The sequence below is a fragment of the Pectobacterium sp. CFBP8739 genome (genome assembly GCF_013449375.1).
In the GTDB taxonomy this organism is placed as follows: domain Bacteria; phylum Pseudomonadota; class Gammaproteobacteria; order Enterobacterales; family Enterobacteriaceae; genus Pectobacterium.
The window spans coordinates 238,619-264,097 of the sequence record NZ_JACDRR010000005.1; the positions used below are offsets into that span (position 1 = coordinate 238,619).

At 49.2% G+C, this 25,479-nt stretch carries 22 protein-coding genes and 3 pseudogenes; 14 read left to right on the plus strand and 11 right to left on the minus strand.

Annotation, left to right across the window (positions count from 1 at the left end):
• Position 1 precedes the first annotated feature (1 nt).
• Entirely contained in the window at positions 2-967 is a 966-nt protein-coding gene (locus H0247_RS01845; protein ID WP_180740987.1) for an aldo/keto reductase, read from the minus strand.
• 117 nt (positions 968-1,084) lie between these two features.
• On the opposite strand from H0247_RS01845, the gene H0247_RS01850 reads away from it, so the two are divergent.
• Together H0247_RS01850 and H0247_RS01855 are read left to right on the plus strand one after the other, a co-directional pair.
• Positions 1,085-1,978: a LysR family transcriptional regulator gene (locus H0247_RS01850; RefSeq protein ID WP_180741430.1), complete on the plus strand. Its 894-nt coding sequence runs from the start codon at positions 1,085-1,087 to the stop codon at positions 1,976-1,978.
• 224 nt (positions 1,979-2,202) lie between these two features.
• Positions 2,203-2,525: pseudogene (locus H0247_RS01855) on the plus strand (DUF4158 domain-containing protein); the annotation flags it as partial.
• A 110-nt stretch (positions 2,526-2,635) separates the two neighbouring features.
• On the opposite strand, the pseudogene H0247_RS19975 reads toward H0247_RS01855, so the two are convergent.
• From H0247_RS19975 to H0247_RS01880, 5 genes and pseudogenes are all read right to left on the minus strand, one after another.
• Positions 2,636-2,740: pseudogene (locus H0247_RS19975) on the minus strand (VapC toxin family PIN domain ribonuclease); the annotation flags it as partial.
• A gap of 225 nt (positions 2,741-2,965) precedes the next feature.
• The gene (locus H0247_RS01865) at positions 2,966-3,697 is read right to left on the minus strand and encodes a hypothetical protein (RefSeq protein ID WP_180740988.1); all 732 of its coding nucleotides are present in this window, start codon (positions 3,695-3,697) and stop codon (positions 2,966-2,968) included.
• On the minus strand, positions 3,690-3,902 hold the full coding sequence (locus H0247_RS01870; RefSeq protein ID WP_125259512.1) for a hypothetical protein: 213 nt from the start codon (positions 3,900-3,902) through the stop codon (positions 3,690-3,692). Before H0247_RS01870 ends, H0247_RS01865 begins: the two co-directional genes overlap by 8 nt.
• The gene (locus H0247_RS01875; protein ID WP_180740989.1) at positions 3,902-6,418 is read right to left on the minus strand and encodes a S8 family peptidase; all 2,517 of its coding nucleotides are present in this window, start codon (positions 6,416-6,418) and stop codon (positions 3,902-3,904) included. The genes H0247_RS01870 and H0247_RS01875 overlap by 1 nt, the downstream gene beginning before the upstream one ends.
• Positions 6,419-6,457: 39 nt before the next feature.
• A complete protein-coding gene (locus H0247_RS01880) occupies positions 6,458-7,633 on the minus strand; it encodes an AAA family ATPase (protein ID WP_180740990.1) in 1,176 nt (391 codons plus the stop codon).
• A gap of 535 nt (positions 7,634-8,168) precedes the next feature.
• Here H0247_RS01880 and H0247_RS19760 point away from each other — a divergent pair.
• The 3 genes and pseudogenes from H0247_RS19760 to H0247_RS01895 all read left to right on the plus strand — a co-directional run.
• Positions 8,169-8,309: pseudogene (locus H0247_RS19760) on the plus strand (LysR family transcriptional regulator); the annotation flags it as partial.
• Between the two features lie 118 nt (positions 8,310-8,427).
• Positions 8,428-8,715, plus strand: coding sequence for a VF530 family DNA-binding protein (locus H0247_RS01890; RefSeq protein ID WP_180740991.1), 288 nt, complete (start codon positions 8,428-8,430; stop codon positions 8,713-8,715).
• Positions 8,716-8,720: 5 nt separating this feature from the next.
• Positions 8,721-10,013 carry a glycoside hydrolase family 10 protein gene (locus H0247_RS01895; RefSeq protein ID WP_180740992.1) on the plus strand — a complete coding sequence of 431 codons (1,293 nt, stop codon included), beginning with the start codon at positions 8,721-8,723 and terminating at the stop codon, positions 10,011-10,013.
• 64 nt (positions 10,014-10,077) lie between these two features.
• Here the strand turns inward: H0247_RS01895 and H0247_RS01900 are convergent, their stop codons facing one another.
• Positions 10,078-10,305 carry a hypothetical protein gene (locus tag H0247_RS01900; protein ID WP_014915396.1) on the minus strand — a complete coding sequence of 76 codons (228 nt, stop codon included), beginning with the start codon at positions 10,303-10,305 and terminating at the stop codon, positions 10,078-10,080.
• Between the two features lie 519 nt (positions 10,306-10,824).
• On the opposite strand from H0247_RS01900, the gene H0247_RS01905 reads away from it, so the two are divergent.
• Both H0247_RS01905 and H0247_RS01910 read left to right on the plus strand, forming a co-directional pair.
• Positions 10,825-12,210, plus strand: a complete 1,386-nt coding sequence (locus H0247_RS01905; RefSeq protein WP_180740993.1) for a diaminobutyrate--2-oxoglutarate transaminase — start codon at positions 10,825-10,827, stop codon at positions 12,208-12,210.
• 9 nt (positions 12,211-12,219) lie between these two features.
• Complete coding sequence (locus tag H0247_RS01910) at positions 12,220-13,716, plus strand: aspartate aminotransferase family protein (RefSeq protein WP_180740994.1); 1,497 nt, start codon at positions 12,220-12,222, stop codon at positions 13,714-13,716.
• Positions 13,717-13,849: 133 nt separating this feature from the next.
• On the opposite strand, the gene zigA is transcribed toward H0247_RS01910, so the two are convergent.
• Together zigA and pptA are read right to left on the minus strand one after the other, a co-directional pair.
• On the minus strand, positions 13,850-15,064 hold the full coding sequence (gene zigA, locus H0247_RS01915) for a zinc metallochaperone GTPase ZigA (protein ID WP_180740995.1): 1,215 nt from the start codon (positions 15,062-15,064) through the stop codon (positions 13,850-13,852).
• Between the two features lie 206 nt (positions 15,065-15,270).
• On the minus strand, positions 15,271-15,501 hold the full coding sequence (gene pptA, locus H0247_RS01920) for a tautomerase PptA (RefSeq protein ID WP_180740996.1): 231 nt from the start codon (positions 15,499-15,501) through the stop codon (positions 15,271-15,273).
• A gap of 257 nt (positions 15,502-15,758) precedes the next feature.
• On the opposite strand from pptA, the gene H0247_RS01925 reads away from it, so the two are divergent.
• The 7 genes from H0247_RS01925 (at position 15,759) to H0247_RS01955 (ending at position 22,888) form a co-directional block, all read left to right on the plus strand.
• Positions 15,759-16,535 carry an MBL fold metallo-hydrolase gene (locus tag H0247_RS01925; RefSeq protein WP_180740997.1) on the plus strand — a complete coding sequence of 259 codons (777 nt, stop codon included), beginning with the start codon at positions 15,759-15,761 and terminating at the stop codon, positions 16,533-16,535.
• A gap of 45 nt (positions 16,536-16,580) precedes the next feature.
• Complete coding sequence (locus H0247_RS01930) at positions 16,581-17,543, plus strand: GlxA family transcriptional regulator (protein WP_180741431.1); 963 nt, start codon at positions 16,581-16,583, stop codon at positions 17,541-17,543.
• A 207-nt stretch (positions 17,544-17,750) separates the two neighbouring features.
• Positions 17,751-18,575, plus strand: coding sequence for a mannosyl-3-phosphoglycerate phosphatase-related protein (locus H0247_RS01935; protein WP_180740998.1), 825 nt, complete (start codon positions 17,751-17,753; stop codon positions 18,573-18,575).
• A 30-nt stretch (positions 18,576-18,605) separates the two neighbouring features.
• Positions 18,606-19,823: a glycosyl transferase gene (locus H0247_RS01940; protein ID WP_180740999.1), complete on the plus strand. Its 1,218-nt coding sequence runs from the start codon at positions 18,606-18,608 to the stop codon at positions 19,821-19,823.
• Positions 19,824-20,122: 299 nt separating this feature from the next.
• A complete protein-coding gene (locus tag H0247_RS01945) occupies positions 20,123-21,307 on the plus strand; it encodes a histidinol-phosphate transaminase (protein ID WP_180741000.1) in 1,185 nt (394 codons plus the stop codon).
• Positions 21,308-21,516: 209 nt separating this feature from the next.
• Positions 21,517-22,266 (plus strand): bifunctional NADP-dependent 3-hydroxy acid dehydrogenase/3-hydroxypropionate dehydrogenase YdfG, encoded by a 750-nt coding sequence (gene ydfG, locus H0247_RS01950; protein WP_180741001.1) that lies wholly within the window; start codon positions 21,517-21,519, stop codon positions 22,264-22,266.
• A 271-nt stretch (positions 22,267-22,537) separates the two neighbouring features.
• Positions 22,538-22,888 carry a DUF1283 family protein gene (locus H0247_RS01955; protein WP_180741002.1) on the plus strand — a complete coding sequence of 117 codons (351 nt, stop codon included), beginning with the start codon at positions 22,538-22,540 and terminating at the stop codon, positions 22,886-22,888.
• 270 nt (positions 22,889-23,158) lie between these two features.
• Here the strand turns inward: H0247_RS01955 and H0247_RS01960 are convergent, their stop codons facing one another.
• Positions 23,159-24,634: an MDR family MFS transporter gene (locus tag H0247_RS01960; protein ID WP_180741003.1), complete on the minus strand. Its 1,476-nt coding sequence runs from the start codon at positions 24,632-24,634 to the stop codon at positions 23,159-23,161.
• Between the two features lie 102 nt (positions 24,635-24,736).
• Entirely contained in the window at positions 24,737-25,402 is a 666-nt protein-coding gene (gene bioD, locus H0247_RS01965; protein ID WP_180741004.1) for a dethiobiotin synthase, read from the minus strand.
• Between the last annotated feature and the right edge of the window lie 77 nt (positions 25,403-25,479).

The following is a 25,479-nucleotide window of genomic DNA, read 5'->3' on the forward strand; positions in this document are numbered from 1 at the left end:
ATTAAAAAAATGTTTCGTCAATATCAAGCCTGGATAATGCTGCGTTGATATCGGTTAATTCGCTTTCGCTAAGCTCTATATTGGTGGCGTGGAAGTTTTCTTCCAGACGATGTAACTTTGTTGTTCCCGGAATAGGTACAATATACGGCTTTTGAGCCAGTTCCCATGCGAGCACAACCTGGGCTGAAGTGGCATTTTTACTTTCAGCGATTTCAGCAATTAAATCCAAAAGCGCCTGATTATTTTCAACAACTTCTGGTCTGAAGCGCCCCATCAAACCTCTGTAGTCGCCTTCACCGTATGTGGTGTTTTTTGTCAGCTTTCCACTCAGGAATCCGTTACCCAGCGGGCTGTATGCCATAAATCCAATATTCAGTTCATCACATACATCAAACAGATCCTGTTCAGGTTTTCGCCACATCATTGAATATTGGTCTTCAATAGCGGTAACCGGACAGACGGCATGGGCGCGTCTTATGTAAGATGCCGGTGCATTTGATAACCCCCAGTATTTAATTTTCCCTTCGGATATCAGATCCTTCATCAAGGTAGCAACGACTTCTGGCTCAACATTAGGATCAATACGATGCTGGAAGAACAGATCTATATGGTCTGTTTGCAGGCGCTTCAGTGAGCCTTCTAATTGCTCCCTTACAGAGTCCGGGTTACTGTCTAATACAGGTACTAACTGGCCATCGACATTATCCATACCGGTCACGCCAAACTTAGTCGCAATGACGACGTTATCCCGGTGTTTTTTTAATGCAACACCCAGCAACTCTTCATTTTCGAAACCATAAATAGGGGCAGTATCGAAGAGGTTGCATCCCAGTTCGATCGCCTTGTCTATAAGAGTGGTTCTTTCATTGATCTCGACTGAGTGCCCATAGCCATGGTCCATACCCATACATCCCAGCCCCAATTCAGAAACCTGAAGTCCCTGACTACCTAACCTTCTCATTTTCATAATGAATCCTGCCATTAACTAAGCTTTTAAAGATTTCGATTGGCTAAGTATACGGGTGGATTTATTGCTAAAAAATTGCTAAATTCACAAAGTAGAATTGCTAAAAATACAACTATCATGAATAAACTCGACGCTCTCAAAGTTTTTGTTACAGCTGCGGAAACCCTGAATTTTCGTGAAGCTGCAGTTAAACTCGCAATCTCGCCCTCTGTAGTCACTCGCACCATTGCTGAACTGGAAAATCAACTCGGTGAACCTCTCTTTAAGCGCAACACCCGATCCATTTTACTGACCAGTTTTGGCGAACTCTTTTTACCGAGGGCAAGACGCCTTCTGGAAGACTCACATGCATTATTTCAGACGGCTAAAGATGATAATGAAATGAAAGGGGTTGTGAGGATCACGCTTTTTCGGTTCCTGGGTCATGAGCAGGTTTTGTACGAACTATTAACTGCCCTTCACCATTATCCTGAGCTGTTTATCGACTGGCGGTTGGATATGATGAAGCTCGATACGGTTCAGCACCGAATTGATATGGGTATCCGTATAGAACGAGAACCAAATCCTAACTTCATTGTCAGGCCCATCATCCAGGTTAAACATGCTTTACTGACTTCTCCCGATTTAATGGCCAGGTTGGGTGCCCCGAAGGACTTTGAAGATTTACGCCAGCGCTATCCTTTCAGCGGTCTGCTTAATCCCGAAACCGGCAAAGTATTTGAATTTATGCTTGATGGCGTGAATACATTTACCCCTCGCCATCTTGAATTCTTTACAACTGACTCCCAGGCTGAAATTCAGGCGGCGTTAGCCGGTAAAGCCGTCATACAATCCAGTAACTTAGCCTGTAGGGACTACATTGAAGATGGCAGACTGGTAAATGTTCTTCCAGAATTAAAACTTGAAACATGGCAGCTTTATCTCTATCGACCTTATCAGAGCCTCATACCCAAGCGTATAAAGACTGTTTTTGACATCCTTGAAAATATATTAAAAAAACACTTTGAGTGATTTTCTCGCCATTAGAAATACAATTTTCTTTATTAAAGATCAGATTGCAAACGTGTCCAGAACTAAAATAGCCCAGACAGGGCTATTCAACATTATCAGACACATATATCAATGATATTGTTACTTTCATTCGTCACGTTTTAGTTATGGCATCAGGGTGTACCCTTATGCCATAACCATTTTTGTTAAAAATACCGCATCGAATAATTTATGAGGGAAACTATATGGCAAGGAGGCAGATTCTTTCTCTGTCGGAAAGAGAATCATTACTGGCATTGCCAGACGATGAGTTAACGCTTACCCGAATGGCCTATTTCAGTGAGCATGACCTGGTGCCACCGTAAACCCGCCAGCCGTTTTGGTTTTGCCGTCCTTCTTGGCTATCTGAAAAATGTCGGCTTTGCTCCGGATAAAAAAAATCCCCCCATCTGACGCACTGCTGAAGCATATCGCCAGCAGGCTAAAGCTTACCGGGGATCTCTGGCCTGCTTATCTTTCCGGCAGGGATACCACTCGGCGCGAGTATTTAACCGAACTGTACCGCTATCATTTCCTGCACCTTTAAATTTTCAGCTATTTTACCCAGTCTTCCATTGTCAGGCCAGGCACTCGCTCAAACTCTCTCACATGGCCACTTTAATGTCCGTGGTGGCGTCCACCGAAGCGCATCTCCGAGTAGGCAATGGCCGAGACAACAATGCGCTGGTTGCACAGCACCGGCTGTTCGCGCATGCCGAACGAGCAGATACAGGTATCGAGCATATCCTGAAAGGGCGTTTGAGCTAGCGGCCTGGTATATGGACCTATTAAAATTGCTGCGCTCTATTTCTTCCCTGCATAGGCGTTTCATCCCATGAGAGCACACTAACTGTTTCCCGATGTCAGCGAAACGAAGCAGCATAATCAAAGAGATACCTATGGTGCTCGTCCCAGATAAACTTTGATAGCATGGCAGACTGCTGCAAACAATCTCTGCGGGCGCAGAGATTAAATCACGTCCTTAACTTTGCCTGACAGTTTTGTGGCAAGTGATGACTCACCCAGCCCAAAAAATATCCCGGTTGCCAGCGCAATAATGCCGTTACCCGAGATCATCGCCGTTGAAACTTCCCCGAGTTTGATCTCAAAGAATCCTGCCAGAAGACAGAATGTGACAGCCAATGACAGCATACAACAGTAAATCAGCCTCAGTAACAGGCTGCGATGCTGGCTGATGTTCTCGTAGATTTCATCAAATACGATGTTTCCGGTTTTGATTGAAACAAACAACCATGAACCCAGACAGGTCCCGATGAGCACTGCGGGTACGTTCTTCAGTTCAGCATGAAAAAAGTACTGCGCCGCACCCAAAATAATCATTAGAAGCAGTGCATACAGACCGTATATTCCCATTATCCGATTTCTGACAAAGATCCATGACGAACTGAGGATGGTTTTTTTCAGCTCATTGAGTGCCTGGCTTGCTGGAACAAAGTCACCCTCCCGGCCTGAGAAACAGACCTGCGCGGCCTGAAATATCTGCTCGTAGGCTTCAAGCCGCTTATCTTTATCCTTTTCAAACAGCGCATTGACAGTCTGAACAACACGCTCCACATCAAGACGGAACTTCAGATATTCTTCGGGTACCTTCCCATCACCAACAGGTGAAAAGCCAATCCCCTTAGGCTCAGAATTATTCGGATATCGCGAGACGATAAAATAGCGTTTCTGTTCACTCATCGCAGAGCACCTGCTTTTTACAGATCGAACATTCATCGGTTTCTTTGCGGGCAAGCAGGATTGAGGGCTCCAGTGAGAAATCAGGTCTCCCCTTCATTATTTCGATCTGTGCAAGGATCGCACTCACATTTTCCCTGTGCTGCGGCGCTGATTCCAGCAGATCATTAAAATAGGAAGTAAGAACCTCAAGATTTCTGGTTAACATTACTGGCCTGCCCTGATATTGAGATGTTGTTTAACGGTAATATCTTCGAATTCAATGCCATAGGCGCTGAATTCCTGCCTGACTTCGTTGAAAAGGTCATTTGTTCTGTTCTGTGTGTCTTCGATCGTAAGCAGCGCGGTAAAGCTGACTTCCTCATCGGGGAATTCCCCGGGAGTCCTTTCTATTGAACTGATTTTCAGCCGCCACTGGTCGGAAGCACCGACACCAGCCTTCGTTTTGGTTTCAAATTCATATTTTTTGACGGGCCACCACTTCAGGCCATGTTCAATCTGACTTTTCTCATAGTTAACGTCTTTACCGAGCCGGACTTCCCAGACTGACTGACAGTTTTTCCGGTAAGCCCATTCATTTTTCTTGGTGTCTCGTCTGAATTGCTGAAGCACAGCGTCCACGTTGATGCGGCAATATTCGGCGCCGTAGTTCTGGTTTATGACGGGATCGTAGGCAATGGTCAGCGTGGCTTTACCATGGCATTTTCCGCCTGCCGTGGTCAGGCTGCGAGGCCAGTTGAAATCAAACTCCAGTACTTCGCTGCGCTTGAGGCTTCCGCTCAAAACCAGCGTAATGCTGCTGTCGTCACTATTAAGCATATCGCGGGAGGTCAACGGCATGCCAAATCCGGCAAATCGCCTCGCTGAAGAGATATCAACGCTTTTGTCCTTAAGCGGCGGCGTCAGGTCTGAGTGATGAACCAGCATGGCGACAAGGGAATTACGTGACAATTTTCCTGATGTCCTCTGATCCAGACTGGCGAGGATTTTGGAAACCAGAGGCGCGGAGAAGCTGGTACCCGCCTCTTCCACGAGTTCCCCACTGCCGTCAATGGAAACCAGCCCGGTTTTACCCGATTTCAGGGAATACCCTCCATAGTGGATCACATCCGGCTTTACCCCCATAGCTACGCCGGGTCCGCGACGCGTATAGACCGTAGGAGCACCGTGAACGTTGATGTCACAACCTGGTGGGTTTACCGCACCCACAGTGATGGCGCTGGCGGCCTCAGCTGGCTGAGAAAGTCGATCGACATCCGAAAACTGCAGCGCTGCCGGTCTTGATGCCCAGGAGCCTCTGAAGTCAATGCTGCGTAGGTTCCCGGATGAAACGACAAAGAGCACATCGTATTTTTTTGAGATACGGTCGATTTGCGTGGCGGCAAAACTGTAGGAATCATCGCGGACAAACTCGCGGAAATTGAGACTGAAATTAAAGATGCGGAACCCCTTCCCAACCGCATCACCAACCTCAATATCCAGCCAGTCAAAAAAATCACCCGGGTCGGAAAAATAGGTGGTGAACGTATTGGATTTACTGTTGTGAACGGGGATCCAGATATCATAGAGCAGGCAACCGTCATCATCGACCTGGGGAAGATCCGGGTTCAGCATGCCCCCGCAGACCAGAAGGCTTGCCACCTGGGAGCCATGGTTTGGATCGCAGTCATCGGCTTCAAAGCCATTGGATACTTCCACACACCACTTGGCCAGTTCGTCATGGTGAATGCCGCTGTCAATAACGCCCACACGGGGATAATTCTCCCCCTCCGTTCTGACGGGTAGTGAGAAGTCCTGCGCTACCGGGGAGTTCGACGGGTGCGCACGGGAAATTTTAGGCGGCAAAGAAATGCGCTTTACCAGCGGGCTGGCGCTGAGAACAGAGAGCAGGATCCGGTGTCTGTCCGAAGAATTATCAACGTCAGATGGTGAAAAATTCAGCTCCAGCCGCTTGTCAAAATCAACCTGAAAATCGTGGCCTGATTCAGGTCTGAGAAGCTGGATCATGATGGTTTTAGATGAGGTCGGGTGACGGCTTAGCTTCGTCGCATAGACGCCGGCCCCAAGTGTCTTCAGTTGCTCTTTCAGAGATCGCTTCATTGAGAGTATGGCATCGCTGGTGACGGTAAACTGCATGGCGTCAACGGGTCTGAAATCAACCAGCTCAACCTGGTAGCCGGTAAATCCCTCATCTTTATCGGCATGCCAGGCTGCGTTATCCTCTGGGGAAAAGGCTATTTTCTCTTCGCTGCCATAAAAGCTGATGCGATCGATTGCCCCCGTCTCACTTTTTGCTTCGCTGGGCTTAACAACGATTTTGCCTTGTCTCTCGTCGTACACTTTATTGGTAAATTCTTCAGCGCCATCAATCTTGCTGAACAGATGAACCAGATTTTTGTCTGTAACCTGAATCAGCAGTTCCCCTATTCCCAGTGAGCCCACAACAGGCGCTTTACTTACGGGGAAGAGTCTGTCAACCGGTCGATGGGATTTCGCCAGCGCCTGAGGATTTAGCTCAACTTTCACCAGACCAAGCTCATAGCCTGACCGATGAAGCTGGTTTCTGACATTCCCCACTTCATCAAGGAGGTTCTTTTTATGCTTTTTGAAGGCGTCATCCCGATCGGCGTAAAAATCAGTGTTGCTGCCCCCAACTCTAGGTGGCGGTATACGTTTAAACTGTTCAGATTTTAAAATAACCTGAACTGGATTATTTCTTTTCATATATTACCCCATCCTTAGCAATCAACCTCCCGACGACAGTCAGGATTCTTTAATATTTCTGGAAACTTTTGACTGAGTAACGTCAAAAACAAGCGCAATCTCTTTCTGGGTAAATTCATGTTTTTTGTGCAACAGGCTCATAATTGCAGCATCCTGATTATGCGATAACAACTGCATGAATTCATTGACCTCACTGCCAGCATGAATAACTACAAAGGACTGAACCATCTCAAGAAAAGTCTGAGGACTTTTACTGATTGCAGCCATTCTCTTGAAATTATTAAGCATTAACTGAATATCAGAACCGTTAAATCCGTCAGTCAGAACGGTCAGAAATTTTATCTCTTCTGGCGTAAAGCTCAAGGGATGAATATATTTTTCAATAATCTTCATTCTTGCCGGATAATTTGGCTTAGGAACCAATATTCGCATTTCAAACCTTCGCCATACAGCAGGGTCCAACAATACCTCATGGTTAGTAATGGCTAACGTCATACCACTTTTTGATCTGGCATCGATACACTGCAGCAATGTATTAACGATGCGCTTAATTTCACCGACTTCATGCTTGTCATTTCGCGCCTTTGCTACGGCATCAAACTCATCCAGAAGCAGGAGACAGTCATACTGTGCAGCAAAATCAAACAGGTTATTGATATTTCGGGCACTTGTGCCCAGTAAAGATGAAACAAGCCCATCCAGCCTAGCAAGCACGATAGGTAATTCGAGCATTCTGGCGATATAAAAGGAAAGCATCGTTTTACCCGTTCCCGGCAATCCGAAAAGCAGGCAGCTCAGTGAAGGCATCACGCCATACCGAGCCAGTTTGTCCAGATTGTTCCATTGTTCAATCAGTTGGCTGACTGCTGAAGCCAGCTCATCGGGCATAACCGGGAGTTCTGCGGTCACGAGCTCTTCAGGAAAGATAATCTGTGCAAGTGGCGATCCGCTTTCTTTGTCCACAGGCACTTTGACGTTTTCCCTGAGTTTCTGCTTTCGAAGAAATGAGACTCGAGAGAGTTCAACTCTGGCTGGCTCCAGTGTGTTGAGCGTACTGGCTCTGTTGATGAGCCCTCTGAGCAATTTTGCTTCAGCAGTTTGTTGTCCTTCTCTGAGAGCATCATAAAGGCGCTCCATCTGCTGTAAAGCGCCTGCGGAGGCCCCATCCTTGATAATCTGCCGGCATAATGCCGCTACGATTTTAAAGTTCTCCACACAGCACCTGTATATTTATCCAGTTTAATTGTGTTTTGATTATAGATACCACTTGTGTCGCATGCAACCGCTTCAGAAGAAAGTCGCATAAAAATCTCAAAATGTGAATCTTCATTAGATAAAAATGCATCAAACCGAAGAAAATTGATTTTTTTTTAGCAAAAATGAATAAACCTGACACTTTCTGAGAATATTTTCGAGTTTCAAAAATGCTAACCTCCTTCATCTGTCAGATCTTATAGACCTTTCCAGTGCGCTTGAGATAAAAAAACACAGCGTTTGTGAAAGGTGGCTAAAATGAAAAACAGCTCAAAAACAGGTCGAATAGCATTAGTTCATGAAGTGAACTCGTGGAGGGTGATTGCGTAGGTTAAAAATTAACAGCAAAAACAAAGAGGTAAACGCTATGGTATCTATGAACCAAATATGTACTCAACATAAGTTAAATAAGGTGAATACGCATCACTATAGCCAAGCCCGACCTATCCACGATATGGATGGGTCGTATCAATCTGGTGCGTGTTCTCAAAAAAGTACGGAGCTACTTTGTACGTTGCCCAAACGAATGCTACAGCCGATTGCCATCAGCATGTACTGGCACCCGAAAAATAGTCACGATCCGGCCAACGTCTGGTTACGTGCACAACTGCTTAATGCTGCAGGCCTTCAGCCGTAGTAATAACGTTTCGGTGGTCTGCATCAGGCAATAATTGCCGCTCGCCCCGCTTTCTTGTAACCTTCCCTTGCTACAAGCCTAATCCTGAACACAAAAACCTGAAACTACTGGACGTTACATGACAGCTCATATTTCTAAAGATCCTTTGCATGGCGTCACGCTTGAAATGCAAGTCAATGCACTGGTTGCCCGTTTTGGCTGGGTTGAGTTGGGTAAACGGATCAACATCAATTGCTTTAAAAGCGACCCAAGCGTTAAGTCCAGTTTAAAGTTTCTGCGTCGGACACCCTGGGCGCGTGCCGAAGTTGAAGCACTGTACCTTGATTCTCTGGAAGGTTCTGCCCCCGTAAAACCAGATGATAGCGCTATTGATCCCTGGGCTAATAGTCGCAGAAATAAGAGCTAACCAACGTGAAAAAGCCAGTCGTACTCATTGCTGCTGCGCTTCTACTTGTCAGTTGCGCGTCTAAACCACCGAGTTCGCTTATCACCCCCCTTCCACCGCTTAAACAGCCGCTTCCGGTGAAATCTCAGCAGAATAAGGAACCCATGCGCGGTGTTTGGCTGGCGACAGTCTCCCGCCTGGATTGGCCGCCAGTGGCATCCGTCAATGTCAGCAGCCCTGCTAGCCGCATAACTCAGCAGCAAGACGTGCTGAAAGGCAAGTTGGATAAATTGAAAAGCCTCGGTATCAATACTGTATTTTTTCAGGTCAAGCCGGATGGTACCGCGCTCTGGCCTTCTAAAATATTACCCTGGTCAGATATGTTAACGGGCAATATTGGTGAGGACCCAGGCTACGATCCGCTACAGTTCATGCTGGATGAAGCGCACAAGCGCGATATGAAAGTCCATGCCTGGCTTAATCCCTACCGCGTTTCCGTTAACACTAAATCCGCAACCGTGACGGAACTCAATAGCACCCTGTCGCAAAATCCTGCCAGCGTATTTGTGTTGCATCGCGACTGGATCCGCACGGCAGGCGATCGCTTTGTACTCGACCCTGGTATTCCAGAAGCACGAAACTGGATCACCAGTATCGTGGCTGAAGTCGTTGCGCGCTACGCTATTGACGGTGTGCAATTCGATGACTACTTCTATGCAGAATCATCCGGCTCGATTCTTAACGATGGTGAGACTTTTAAGAAATATGGTCAGGGATTTGGCTCAAAGGCGGACTGGCGGCGGCACAATACACAGTTATTGATTGAACAGGTGTCGCGCACGATCAAGCAGTTGAAACCCGAAGTTGAATTTGGTGTAAGTCCCGCAGGCGTGTGGCGCAACCGGTCACACGATGCGGCAGGTTCTGACACGCGAGGCGCGGCGGCTTACGATGAAGCTTATGCCGATTCTCGCCTGTGGGTGCAGCAAGGGTTGCTGGATTATATTGCCCCACAGATATACTGGCCGTTCGCGCGCGACGCGGCGCGTTATGATGTTTTGGCAAAATGGTGGGCGGATGTGGTGAAACCCACAAACACACGCCTCTATATTGGCGTTGCGCTGTATAAAGTGGGTGAACCTTCAAAAAATGAGCCTGACTGGACGATAAATGGCGGTGTGCCGGAGCTGAAAAAACAGCTCGATTTGAACGAATCAATGCCGCAAATTAACGGCACAATTCTGTTCAGAGAGAACTATCTCAATCAACCACAAACCCAAGAAGCGGTTAATTACCTCAGAAACCGCTGGGGTGGTTAGCGCTATACGAAAATAAGCCCGCGTAAATCCTGGTAACAGACTTAGCGGGCTTTCTTTTTTACACTTAAATTTCAAAAACCTTACCGCCTACTGGCACGCCTTGCCCACTTTTATAATTTCCCCGAACAACGTCTTCGGGGCGAAGATTGTTAAATTGTGCATAGTTTGCTACGGCATCCTGCGTAAAACGCCCTGATTCGTCGTGGCTGACATGCGCGCTGCTCTGCTTACGGTAGTACGTGATAGTAATGGTTTTTGGATTACTCATCTGTTGAGTCATATAAATAGCCATCTTTCCTCCGTCATCCGTCTCTGATCGTTAATGTCGATAAATGCCACAGAAATCGTTCAGCCCGCTGTGGCATGTTCGATAATAAAATGCGATATGGGCACTCACCAGCGATGGAACGGCATATGGCTTTTTACCTGCGCCATGAGCAATCCATTAATACATTGATAAATAAATGATTTATTTTATTTTCATGAATGAAAGTGAGCTTGGCATAGGGTATTTAACAGGCGTTTCTCATGTAGTCATCCGTTTTTTTGTTCAATATTACTCCCAATATCAGGAAAGATTTTTTGCTTATTTAATAAGCATGTAAGATAGCCATGGCATCATGATTCGTAAAAAATCAATCAACCGTTTGATTTTTATGTAAAAAAATAAAAGTTTCGAAACGAAATAAATCATTGAGTCGGTGACTGAAAAACCCTATATTGGCCGCGTTTTTCTTATAGCAGTTACGTGTTTTAATTCATTCATTTATTCAACTGTGGTTGCCTGCGAGCACACGGTTGTAGGAGAGATATGATGACGGATAAAGTCCGTATTGACAGTTTAGGTGCGAATTCATTAAACGGAAACAATGAAACCTATTTGGCAAGACAAGCTGAATTTGAATCGAACGTGAGGAGTTATCCACGCAAATTGCCTCTGGCAATTGCGAAAGCTGAAGGCGTGTGGATTACTGATGTTGAGAATAATCAATATCTTGATTGTCTGGCTGGTGCGGGTACGCTCGCGCTTGGACATAACCATCCTGACGTGCTGCAAAGCATCCAACGTGTCATTACTAGCGGCTTGCCGTTACATACACTGGATCTGACAACACCGTTGAAAGATCAGTTCTCCGAATACCTGCTTTCCTTACTGCCTGGTCAAGGCAAAGAGTATTGCCTTCAGTTTACGGGCCCTTCTGGCGCCGATGCGGTCGAAGCCGCGCTGAAACTGGCAAAAAAATACACCGGCCGTGCTGGTGTGATCAGCTTCTCCGGCGGCTACCACGGCATGACGCATGGCGCCCTGTCGGTAACCGGTAACCTGTCACCGAAAGAAGCGGTCGACGGCATGATGCCTGAAGTTCAGTTTATGCCTTATCCGCATCAGTACCGTTGCCCGCTGGGTATTGGCGGTGAAGCCGGCGTTAAAGCATTAACCTACTACTTCGAAAACCTGATCAACGACGTTGAGAGTGGCGTACGCAAACCGGCGGCGGTCATTTTGGAAGCCGTTCAGGGCGAAGGCGGCGTTAACCCGGCTCCTACCGAGTGGTTGCAGCGCATCCGTAAAGTGACGCAGGAACACGGTATTCTGCTGATCATCGACGAAGTTCAGGCTGGCTTTGCGCGTACTGGTAAATTCTTTGCCTTTGAACATGCGGGCATTGAGCCAGATATTATCGTGATGTCCAAGGCCGTTGGTGGCGGTCTGCCATTAGCCGTACTGGGTATCAAGAAGCAGTTCGATGCCTGGGCTCCTGGTCACCACACGGGGACGTTCCGTGGTAACCAACTGGCGATGGCAACGGGCCTGACGACGCTGAAGCACCTCAAAGACAATCAGGTAGCCAACAAAGTCGCTGAGCAAGGTGAATGGCTGAAAGCTAAACTGGCTGAGCTGCAAAAACGTTATCCGGTGATCGGCCACATTCGTGGTCTGGGATTAATGATTGGGATTGAGATTGTTAAACCTGGCGAAGCGCAGGATCACATGGGTTGCTACCCGGCTGACGGCGAGTTGTCTGCCCTGTTGCAGAAAAAATGCTTTGAATCAGGCCTGATTCTGGAGCGCGGTGGCCGTAACGGTTGCGTTCTGCGTCTGCTGCCTTCTCTGCTGATCAGCAATGCTGAATTGGAAATTTTCCTGGATAAATTTGAAAACGCCCTGCTGTCTGCTGGCGTGAAGCCAGTCTGAGTGGAGCGAATGACCACGATGTCCCAATTAGTAGAAACAGCCGTTAACCCGATTCTGGCCTCTTCTGCACAGAGTATCGAAGCCTATCAGGAAGCGATTACGCAGAGTAGTCAGGCCGTCATGCAGTGGCTGCAACAGCCTGAGATGTATCAGGGAAAAACCGTTGCCGAACTGCGTGAACGCATCACGCTGGATTTTAATCCTCAGGGCCTGGGTAACCAGGCCGCTATCGAGCGTGCGATTGAATACTTTTTGAAAGACAGCCTGTCGGTGCATCACCCGCAGTGCGTTGCTCACCTGCACTGCCCGAGTCTGGTGGTCAGCCAGGCGGCGGAAGTCTTGATTAACGCCACCAACCAGAGCATGGATTCCTGGGATCAAAGCCCGTCAGCGACCATCATCGAGATGAAGCTGATTGAATGGCTGCGTACTCAGGTTGGTTATCAATCTGGAGACGCTGGCGTGTTCACCAGCGGCGGCACTCAGAGTAACCTGATGGGGTTGATGCTGGCGCGTGATGCCTTCTTTGCCCGTCAGGGACATTCGATCCAACAAGATGGATTGGTGGGTAACCTGAAGAAAATTAAAGTGTTTTGTTCTGAAAATGCGCATTTCTCGGTGCAAAAGAACATGGCTTTACTGGGGCTGGGTTATCAATGCGTTACGCTGGTGAAAACCGACCGCTTCGCGCGGATGGATCTGAACGATTTAGCGGAAAAAGTGGCGCAGGCCAAAGCTAGCGGCGAGCAGATTCTGGCGATTGTCGCGACAGCGGGTACCACGGATGCAGGGGCGATCGATCCTCTGCGGGCGATTGCAACGCTGGCGGCAGAACACCAGATTTGGGTACACGTTGATGCAGCCTGGGGCGGCGCCCTGCTGCTGTCCGAGAAGTATCGCGATTATCTGGACGGTATTGAACTGGTGGATTCCGTTACGTTGGATTTCCACAAGCAATTCTTCCAGACCATCAGCTGTGGTGCATTCTTGCTGAAAGAAGCCCGCCACTATGAACTGATGCGTTATCAGGCGGCTTACCTGAACTCTGAGTTCGATGAAGCGCAGGGCGTTCCGAATCTGGTGTCTAAGTCATTGCAGACGACGCGTCGTTTTGACGCGCTGAAATTGTGGATGGGTCTGGAAGCCTTAGGTCAACAGCAGTACGCGGCGATCATCGATCACGGCGTTACGCTGGCACAGCAGGTTGCACAGTATGTGGCTGAACACGCGTCACTGGAATTAGTGATGCAGCCACAGCTGGCAAGCGTACTCTTCCGTTATCGCCCGCAGCAACTGGCGACAGCAGATGATGCGACTGTTGCACTGCTTAACCAACGCATTGGCGATGCTCTGCTGGAATCAGGCCGCGCCAACGTGGGTGTCACCGAATTTAATGGTGTGACCTGCCTGAAACTGACGTTATTGAACCCAACCGTTAGCCTGGACGATGTCAAAGTCCTGCTGGCACTGGTTGAAAGCACGGCTCAGCCGCTGCTGAACGCGTAACGCTGCTGCTACGTCAGTATTGCCTGAAGACAAGCCGATAACCTCAATGGTTATCGGCTTTTTACTCTCTAATTCGTCTCGGTTTCTTATACCCACCTTCTCTTTATCTTGCCGGAAAACAACGGCAGAACTTCTACCACGGCTGGAAAGGATCAGGAAAATGGCACCATTCATCAGGGCCAAGCGCGATTTCTTCGTCCGTCAATAAAGCATGGTTCAATCTGGATCGCAGGCCGTCCTCATCCATCTCGATCCCAATGAACACCAACTCCTGACGAGCATCGCCAATATCATCCATCCAGTTTGACAAGATGTAGTACAGCGATTCGGGATCATCTGGCCACCGTTCCCTGGGAACACTCGCCCACCATTGACCGGCGAATCCCTCACGTGCCACACCACCCGCTTGTGACCATGAACCCGCGAAGCTCGGACGGCTCGCCAGCCAGAAAAAGCCTTTTGATCTCACTACGCCAGTCAGATCTCCCGCAATAACATTCCAGAAGCGTGCCGGATGAAACGGCTTACGCGCCCGGAAAACGAAATGAGTAATGCCATACTCTTCTGTTTCCGGCGTATGCTCTCCCCGTAACTCCTTGAGCCAGCCGGGTGCCTGTGAGGCGGCATCAAAATCGAATAAACCGGTATTGAGTACCTGATCCAAGGGAACCTGTCCAAACTGGGCAACCACGATTCTCGCACGTGGATTCAGCGAATGCAGGATAGCCATCAGCTTTTCCTGCTGGGGGTTATCGATCAGGTCAACCTTGTTGAGCACCAGGACATCGCAGAATTCAATTTGGTCGATCAGTAAATCCACAACCGTGCGCTCATCCTCCTCGCCCAACGATTCTCCACGTGAGCGGATGCTTTCATTCGCGCTATAGTCTTTTAAAAAATTAAACGCATCCACGACGGTGACGAGCGTATCCAGCCTTGCTACATCGGACAGACTTTTTCCATCATCATCGGCAAACGTAAACGTTTCGGCAACGGGTAATGGTTCCGCAATCCCCGTGGATTCAATCACTAACTGGTCAAAACGCCCTTCTTTGGCAAGCTGACTGACTTCCAGTAAAAGATCTTCACGTAACGTGCAGCAGATGCAACCGTTACTCATTTCCACCAGTTTTTCATCCGTACGTGACAGCGCCGCGCCACCTTCCCTGACCAACGTGGCATCAATATTCACTTCGGACATGTCATTGACGATGACGGCAACCCGACGGCCTTCACGGTTTGCAAGAATATGGTTCAGCAGCGTCGTTTTACCGGCGCCTAAAAACCCTGACAGCACGGTGACGGGCAATCTTTTATCTACCCTTTCATATCGGGAAACTTCAGACATTATTCGCATCCTTTTCTGGCTTGTAACGCTATCGAATACATGAATAGACGTTCTTGGATAGCCCGCGAAAATAAGCACGGGCACCTGAATTTATTGTTATGTTATAACATAACAATAAATCATTGCCAGTATTTGCAAGGATTTACCGTGAATAGCTTTTTTAGCCCTACGGGGGAACCCCGCAGGGATGGGAGTAAAACAAAGACTTAGTACGAATATCCCGGTTTTTTCGCCAGCGTATCCAACTGCGGTTTGATGAGCGGATCGTAAACGTCATCCTTCCAGCGATCGGGCTGAACTTCGTTAAACGCCACAGAAAGCGAGTCGTCAGAAGAACCGAAGTGCTTCTTCAAAACCGCGGCAAGATCTTCCGCGACAACTTTTTTCTCTTCTTCAGACAGGTTTCTTGGGAAGTGTTTGACATCAATATGGGGCATGAAATTGTCCTTTTCAGTGATGAAACAGCACGTTGGTTAAAATACCAGTGAGTTAAGATAGCCAGTGTGTATGAAGACGGCAATAGATAACCCGCCGATGATAGACAACTTGATGATAAACATCCTGCCTGAGATAAATTGGCCTAAATTCATCGAAGTGTGTCATTCAGGCCACTGTTAGCGTTCGGTCAGATTCTTATACTGCTGCTGTTTGGTGCATAACGGCACCGCCAGTTAACCTGATAGGAAGCGATAAGATGAAAATAACGCAGATTCGCAATGCGACATTGCAATTGGAATTTGGTGGAAAAACGTTTTTGATTGATCCGATGTTGGCAGCGAAAGCGACTTATCCTGGATTTCCGGGAACGGCCAACGAACACCTGCGTAATCCCTTGGTCGAACTTCCTCTGTCTATGGCGACGATTCTCGATGTTGATGCAGTGATTGTGACGCATACCCACCTTGATCATTGGGATGATACCGCCCGTGAGGTTATCCCGAAGACGATGCCGATCTTCAGCCAGAATGCACAGGATGCTAACCTTATTCGGCGCGCAGGATTTACCTCCGTGCGTGTACTGGGTGAGCAGACGGAATATGACGGCATCACGCTGATCAAAACGTCTGGTCAGCACGGTTCTGATGAAATCTATGCGAATCCACAAATGGCAGAAAGACTGGGTGACGTCTGCGGTATTATCTTTCAGCATACTCACGAGAAGTCGCTGTATCTGGCGGGCGACACCGTCTGGAATCAGCATGTTATTGATGCACTGACGCACTACACACCCGATGTGGTGGCGCTGAATATCGGCAATGCGGTCATTCCCAGTTTGGGTTCTATTATCATGGGAAAAGAGGATGTACAGCGCGTACATCAGCTCGTGCCCAATGCGGCAATAGTCGCAACGCACATGGAAGCGGTGAACCATTGCCTTTTAAGCCGTGCAGAACTGCGTGACTATCTGCATGAAGAACAGCTTCAGTCTATCGCGTATGTGCCCAACGATGGCGACAGCGTGGAATTCTGAATGGGGTAATAACCAGAACCTATTGATGATTTAATGAGGGCTATGATGGCTGTGCTAACCGTTGCGGTGGTTGTATCCGAGAATTTTAGCCCGTTTCACTTATCTATACCGGGCATGGTGTTCAGCGACATGCTCTATGAAGAAAAACAGTTTGAGATTTTTTTCTGTACGGAAAAACCGGGCATGGTTGCTTCTGAACACGGCTTTTCCATTAACGTTGAGCACGGATTTTCCGCGTTAGAAAACGCCGATTTGATCGTGGTTCCCTACTGGTCTCACCCAGAGACGCGCCCTTCTGTATCGCTTCTGGATGCATTACGTGATGCCGCCACGCGAAAAGCACAAATCGCCGGATTATGTCTGGGGACTTATGTACTGGCTTACGCCGGATTGTTAGAGGGGCGCCGCGCCTCGACACACTGGGCGTTTGAACAGGATTTCATCGCCCGCTTTCGTCATGTGAAGTTAGATACCAATGCGCTCTATGTCGAAGATGAGCATCTGATTACCTCTGCGGGCACAGTGGCAGCTATTGACTGCTGCCTTTATCTGGTACGCCAGCACTGCGGCAGCGCTATTGCTAACCGTGCCGCTCGTCGTCTGGTGATTCCGCCTTACCGGGAAGGCGGCCAAGCCCAGTTTATCGAACATCCGATACCGGAAAATACGCGGGATAGCAAAATCAATCAGCTACTGGACTATCTGCGTAGCCATCTCCGTTATTCCCACTCCTTGGATACGTTGGCAAGCCGCGTGCAGATGAGCCGCAGGACATTTACCCGGCACTTCTTCCGAGCCACAGGGATGACCGTCAGCGACTGGCTAACGGCGGAGCGGCTTCACCATAGCCAGGTATTGCTGGAATCGACCTCCCACTCCATCGAAGCGATTGCGGATAGCGTCGGGTTTCAGTCAGCGGTAACCTTTCGCCAGCAATTCAAACAGCGTTTTAGCGTGAGCCCGACCGACTGGCGTAAAACGTTTCAGGATAAAAGCAGCGTCCGCTAATCCCATCGCGAACAGGAAAATAGCCAGATCATTATGCTATTGGTGAAGATACGGATCGCCACCTACCCTTAAAATGTGATTATGGTCACATTCATCAATACCACGAACACAACACCCCACTGACAAACACACGCCCTTTCTGACTAACGTTAATCGCCTATCGTGACACTTTGTTTATGTTTATCCACGATAAAACATGGAGACCCCATGCAAACGCGTAACACGACGCTGATTATTTTCAGCGATCTCGACGGATCGTTGCTCGATCATGAAACTTATCGGTGGGATGCCGCACAACCGTGGCTGACGCGGCTGGCAAATGAGTCCATTCCACTGATTATCACTACCAGTAAAACGGCGGTCGAAGTTGCCCCCTTACAGCAGGCGCTCGGGCTGGAACAGTATCCCTACATTGCAGAAAACGGTGCCATTGCCGCTCTCCCACTGACATGGCAAACGCACCCCGATTACCCACGGAAGCGGATTGGCGTGGAATATTCCGTCATTCGTGATCGGTTGGTGCAGCTACGTGCATCTGGTTTCCGCTTCAAAGGCTTTGGCGATATGAACCAGGCTGAAATAGCCGAGGTGACTGGGCTAACCAAACAAGAGGCTCGCTGGGCACAACAACGTGAAGCCTCTGAGCCGCTACTTTGGCTGGATGATGCTAGCAAGTTACCGCTTTTTCGCCAGTTATTAGCGGAGATGGGGCTGTCTCTAACCCAAGGAGGTCGCTTCCATCACGTTATGGGTAAGCAAGTGAGTAAGGGATTCACGGCTAACTGGATAAAAACACAGTACATCGAGAAATACGCAACTTCCGTCAAAACGCTTGGTCTGGGCGATGGCTCTAACGATGTTTCTTTCTTATGTACAGTAGACTGTGCCGTACTCATCAAAGGTAAAGAAAATCAAATCCTTACCCTGCCTGAGTCGTACGCTGGTGAGCAATATTGTACGCAGGCTTCAGGGCCACAGGGCTGGAGTGAAGGACTGGCGCATTTTATCGGCAACGGTCATTTCTCGGCATAAAACAGCCACAAGATGGTATGGGAGCATAGGATGAGCGAATTTTATCAAGATGGCATCATTACCAATTTTCACAATCTTACCCACAGAAGTACGGAAGAATTGGAATATGAACTTCAGGTCTTCTCTGGGCAAAACAGTATGGGGCTGATTCTGCCCTCACTGTATTCTGAGCTGGAAGGCCCTGCGCTAAGCCATATTATCGATCAGCTCTCTCAGGTTTCTTACCTTGGCGAAATTGTGATTGGGTTAGATCGCGCCGATCGGGAACAGTTTCTTCATGCCCGAAAATTCTTCTCTCGCCTGCCGCAGCGACATCGTATTCTGTGGAACGATGGTCCGCGCCTGAAAGCGCTTAGCGATGAACTGGCAGAAAAAACGCTGGCGCCACAGGAACCCGGCAAAGGCCGCAATGTCTGGTTTTGTGTCGGCTACACGCTGGCATCGCGCCGTTCAGCCTGTGTTGCCCTGCACGACTGTGACATTGTCACGTACGATCGTGCCATGCTGGCTCGCCTGCTCTATCCCGTAGCGAATCCGCACTTTAATTATGATTTCTGCAAAGGCTATTACGCTCGCGTTGCTGAGGGAAAACTGAATGGCCGCGTAGGACGCCTGCTGGTTTACCCGTTACTGAAATCACTGCAAAAGGTCTATGGCAATTCTGACTATCTGGATTACATGCGCAGCTACCGCTATCCGCTTTCCGGCGAATTTGCCATGCGCACCGCAATCCTGAATAACCTGCGTATTCCGAGCGATTGGGGGTTGGAAATTGGCGTACTGTCAGAAATTCATCGCGGTACCGCAACTCGGCGTATTTGTCAGGTGGATATCGCTGATCGCTACGATCATAAACATCAGCCGATGTCTGAAGACGACCCGAATGCAGGACTACAACGTATGGCGGCTGACATCACCAAAGCGTTGTACCGTAAACTGGCGATTCTCGGCGTGAATATCACTTCAGACTCTTTCCGCGTCCTGCGTGCGACCTATTATCGTACCGCCCTTGATATGATCGATGCTTTCGAACATGACGCTCGTATGAACGGCCTGAGCTTTGATCGGCATAAAGAGGAGTCGGCGGTCGAATTATTCTCTGATGTGATCACTTTTTCCGGTCATGCTTATAGCGATAGCCCTGGTGATAAACCCTTTGTACCGAGTTGGAACCGTGTGCAGTCTGCGTTTCCCGATATTCTTGAACGCCTGTACGCTGCCGTAGAAGCTGACAATCAGGAAAGGTGATGCTTTCCTCGCTACCTCATGGGGCAAGCGCATCAAGATGCATCATTTCATGCGTCATGGTGGATCCCTCACATAAGTAATTCATATTTTTTGGTTTAATTACCCGATGAATAAATAAATTTTTTTTATCTTTTATCGATACACAAAAAAGCTGAAATATCCCGCCACACGGGAAAATGTGTCGTAAGAAAATAGTATTTTCCCTATATGACAAGGAATTAGCGGTTGCTATATAAGGAAAACTGGCTCGCTTTATGCTTGAGCTCTTCTGCCACTATGCAACTAAGGAGAGTGTTTTGATGAATTTTTTAATCAATGAAAGCGACGTGTTAAACCCGAAACGCAGAGCATTATTAAAACTTTCTGGCGCCCTGCTGGGGACGGCAGCAGTCACAACCGGATTAAGTTCTCGCGTTTTTGCCGAGACACAACCTGAGAGCCCAGCATTTACCGCGCCGTCGGCCAATAACCCGATCCGCATTAATTTCAATGAAAATCCACTAGGTATGTCACCTAAAGCGCAAGCCGCCGCACGCGATGCCGTCGTGAAAGCCAACCGTTATGCAAAGAATGAAATTTTACTGCTTGGCAATAAGCTGGCTGCACACCATCAGGTTGAGGCCCCATCCATCTTGCTGACGGCCGGCTCGTCCGAAGGTATCCGGGCGGCGATTGAAGCCTACGCGTCGCTGGATGCACAACTAGTTATTCCTGAATTAACCTACGGCGACGGCGAGCATTTCGCCAAAATTGCTGGAATCAAGGTGACGAAAGTCAAAATGCTCGATAACTGGGCCTTCGATATTGAAGGGCTAAAAGCCGCCGTTGCCGGTTACAGCGGTCCCTCTATCGTTTATCTGGTCAACCCCAATAACCCGACGGGCACGATTACGCCAGCGGATTTAATTGAACCGTGGATTGCCAGCAAACCTGCCAATACGATGTTTATCGTGGATGAAGCCTACGCCGAGTTCGTCAACGATCCGCGTTTTCGTTCTATTTCGCCAATGATTACCCAGGGCGCGGAGAACATTATTTTGCTCAAAACGTTCTCTAAAATACATGCCATGGCCGGTATGCGCGTTGGCTATGCCGTTGCGCATCCTAAAGTCATCGCATTAATTGGCAGGTATGTTGCGGGCGAAAAAATTAACTTTAGCGGCGTGGATGCCGCATTGGCATCCATGAACGACTCGGCGTTCATTACCTACAGCAAAAAGAGTAACGATGTGTCGCGCCAAATCCTGCTGAAGGCGCTGGATGACCTGAAGCTGCCTTACTTACCGTCAGAAGGAAACTTTGTTTTCCACCAGTTGGTTGTGCCGCTCAAGGATTACCAAAAGCATATGGCAGATGCAGGTGTACTGATTGGTCGCGCGTTCCCTCCGGCAGATAACTGGTGTCGCATCTCGTTAGGAACACCGCAGGAAATGCAGTGGGTAGCGGATACCATGCGCGAATTCCGTAGCAAGAACTGGATTTAATTCTCCGTCATACCGCTCTTGTTGCACCGAAAGGGTAAGACAGCCGCCCCTCGTTCTGAGGGGCGATTTTTCCTGAGCCACATCGTTGAAACCCGAGTAACGCTTGACCCACGAGAAATTGCGCGGCTAAATGATTCGCATGCCTTTCATTATTTATAGTGATATCAGGTACAAGTAGAATATGAAAACCGTCAGGGAGAAATAAAAGTATGATTATTTTTGTTACCGGTGCAACGGCTGGGTTTGGTGAGTCAATTACACGTAAATTTATTAGTGCAGGCCATAAAGTGATCGCAACGGGTCGCCGTCAAGAACGTCTGGATGCGCTGAAGGCAGAGCTGGGCGATGCCTTGTATACGTTAAAACTGGACGTGCGCGATCGTCAGGCGATTGAACAAGCCGTTGCCGCCCTGCCGGCCGAATGGCGGGCGATTGATGTGCTGGTGAACAACGCCGGACTGGCGCTGGGTCTGGAACCTGCACATAAAGCGTCGGTAGACGATTGGGAAAATATGATCGATACCAACAACAAAGGGTTGGTCTTCATGACGCGCGCGCTGCTGCCAGCCATGGTGGAACGTAATATCGGCCACGTCATTAACATCGGCTCTACCGCAGGAAACTGGCCATACGCAGGCGGTAACGTGTACGGTGCCAGCAAGGCATTCGTACAGCAGTTCAGTCTGGGTCTGCGTGCCGACCTGTCTGGCACCCGAATTCGCGTCACGAATATTGAACCGGGTCTGGTCGGTGGAACCGAGTTCTCGGCCGTGCGCTTCAAAGGCAACGATGAGAAAGTCAGCAAAACCTATGACAACACTACGCCGCTGACAGCCGAAGATGTGTCTGAAGCCGTTTTCTGGGTCGCTACCCTGCCAGCGCACGTCAACATCAACACGCTGGAAATGATGCCGGTCAGCCAGTCTTTTGCCGGGTTAAGCGTACATCGCGAAGGCTAGTCATTACTGAAACACAAGAATTAAGGGCATGAGTGTGGTTTCATGCTCTTTTCTATAGCGTCACACACCGTGGTTTACCAGATACTGCGTGGTTATAGTGCCGTTGAAGCGAAGGAGGTATACTTCTGTTATAGGCACCTTTCGTTTTGCACGACGCGCGAAGGTTACAGGGAACGGCGGTCGCCTTTTGTTGTCTACCGCTTGCCGTGCGCATGTTATCGTTCTGCGGCATCGGCGTTTGTTTTTATCATTCGTTCTGTCAAGGTGAAACATGAACCACTACTCTTTTTCTTCTTTGATTCGGGCTTTCATCCCGCTTTCTCTGGTTATCGTTTCCGCTGCCTGGCAGCCTGCCGCACTGGCAGATACGCGCCATATCATTGTCGATTCCGGCGACAGCGCGTTGTCGAAAGAAGCGGCGCGTCAAAGCAAAGAGCAATGGGACTCAACCCGCTCACTGCGCAATAAAGTGAATAACCGCGTAGAGAAAGAATTCGATAAAACGGAAAAAGCCATTGATGGGCGTGAAAAATGCAACGCCAGCTACAACGTCAATGCTTACTGGGAAAACACGACCGAACGCTGTCTCGATCGTCGTACTGGCCGCCCAGTTGCCCCTTGATTCCTTCCCCACGCCTTCCGGCGTGGGTTTCCCTCTTTTCTTCGTATTACAACTAAAAAGGTGACATCGCCTTTAAATTCAACGAGTATCGCTCGTACCAACACGCATTTTTATCCAAATGGAGTGCAAAAGAAGGCTCACTGCTCAGCTCGACCCAAAATGGGCGCCTGCCGCAGCCTATTCCCGTGGTCATCAACAGCAGCGATAATTCTGGCAAAGACGTGCTGCTTGCCCCTCTCATGATTCCGCCCGTTGTCCTTTTTCCACTGTTTATGATGTATGCCCTGGCCGTTGGCTCGCGGGGATCATTCTGGCGGAAAACAGCGTGATGGTGGCAATCAAAGCGGAAACGATAAACACCCCATGAATTGACGAAGCGACTTGCGCTGCCAGCGTATCGAGTTGGTTTACGCTCAGCAGGATGCGTTTGGCAGGATCCATCAGCGTCTGGAGTGGATCGCTCACGTCCGGCAACCGCCAATGCAGGCTGATGTTCAGCGTCGCGCCAAGGATTGCCGTTCCCAACGCGGAACCCAGCATGCGGGTAAACATGGCGGAGGCCGTCGCGATACCGCGGATAGAGTAATCCACCGAGTTTTGTATCGACACCAGAAACGTGGTGCTACTTAGCCCCATTCCCGAACCGATCAGAAATGCGGCAAGCCGCGCCCACATGAGATTACTGTCTGGCTGAACGGTTAACAGCGTCAGGCTGCCGATAATCAGCACAACGCCGCCGAGCATTGCCGTAAAGCGATAAGACGTCCACAGCATTAAGCGTCCGCTCAGCGTACTGGCCAGCGGCCAGCCAATCGACATCATCGCCAATATACTGCCCGCTTCCAGCGGCGTTTTGTCCATCACGCCCTGAATAAACGTCGGCAAAAAGGCACTCACGCCCATCATCGCAGCCCCGACGACGAGTCCCCCGAGATTACCGGCGATAATGACCCGATTGCGCCAGAGCGCTAGCGGGAACAGTGGTTCTGCCGTGCGCTTTTCCTGCCGGACCAGCAAAATGCAGCCCACCGCAGAGATCGCAAACAGCGGGATTATCCAGTAGCCAAATACTTCAGCCTGTAGCAGCGCCATCAGCAGGCTGGCGACGGACACCACCAGATAGAACGCGCCCATCCAGTCCAACTGATGTTGGCGCACGGTATTGATCGTCGGCAGGTAACGAGCCAGCAAGAAGATGGAAAATAACCCAATTGGCACATTGACCCAGAAAACCAGTGCCCAGTTAAAGTGTTGGACGATAAACGCGCCCAGCAGCGGGCCGATAATCGCGGAAAAGCCCCACACGCTGGACAGATAGCCTTGTATTTTCGGGCGTTCGGTCGAACTGTACACATCAGCAACAATGGTGAACGCAATCGGGGTTATCGCGCCTGCGCCCAGCCCTTGTAAGGTGCGGAAGACAATCAACCAGCCCATCTGCGTCGAAAATCCGCACAGAACCGAACCCAGCAGGAATACCATCATGCCGAAGAAGAATATCTTTTTGCGGCCATACAGGTCGGCCAATCGGCCATAAATCGGAATACTTATCGACTGCGTCAGCAAATAACCCGCAAAGACCCAGCCCAATAGGGAAAATCCGCCTAAGTCAGCGATGATGGTCGGCAGCGCGGTGGCGACAATCGTCACCTCAATCGCCGCCGTAAACATGGCCAGCATACAGGCAATCAAAATCCAATGGCGATGTGGGACAGGCGTTTGTTTCTGGTTATTCGCTGTTTTCATTATATTTTCAGGATAAGAAGAAAAACTGTCAGTGAGTATAACAGGTGGCGTGGCGGAGAAAATGTATTCCCGCAGAGAAGCGGGAATAGAAGACGGCAGAAATTAATTGCTGACGGCAGAAAAATCGATATAAGGCGAGAGATCCCGCTGTTCGGCACGCGGTAAGTAAGGCAGCTCGCCCAGTTGCGGTGCAGGAATCTTTTTCCGCAGGACATGAAGGATTTCGGCGTAATTCGCCAGACCGGGATTAATACGGTTAGCGACCCAGCCGACCAGCGGCAAACCATCGTTAATGATCGCCTGCGCCGTCAGCAGTGCATGGCTTATACAGCCCAGTTTGATACCGACAACCAGTACAACGGGCAGCTGTTCCTGTACGACCCATTCGGAATACGGACGTAGGTCGTTCATAACCGTCCGCCATCCGCCCGTGCCCTCAACCACCACGATATCGACAGCCTCGCTCATGTGGCGTAGCCCCTGCGTCATCGTGCAGTAATCTATCGTTCCTTCACTGGCGCTGATTTCATCCTCTCGCAGAGCGATGGGGTTAACCATGTTATAGGGCAATTCCAGTGTGGAAGCCGCCTGTAGCAGCAGTGCATCTTTATTCCGCAGGCCCGCTTCCGTCTCTTCGCACCCTTTCGCTATCGGTTTGTAGCCCGCAACCGATTTGCCTGCCAGCGCCAGTTTTTGCAGTAGCGCCTTGGATACCACCGTTTTGCCAACGGCGGTATCAGTACCAGTGACAAAAATACGTTTCAACATGGGATAACTCCAGACCACCTGAATACTAAAAAACAAGCACAGCTAAAATGCTTTCCAAGCGTGAAAGTCTAGGCTAT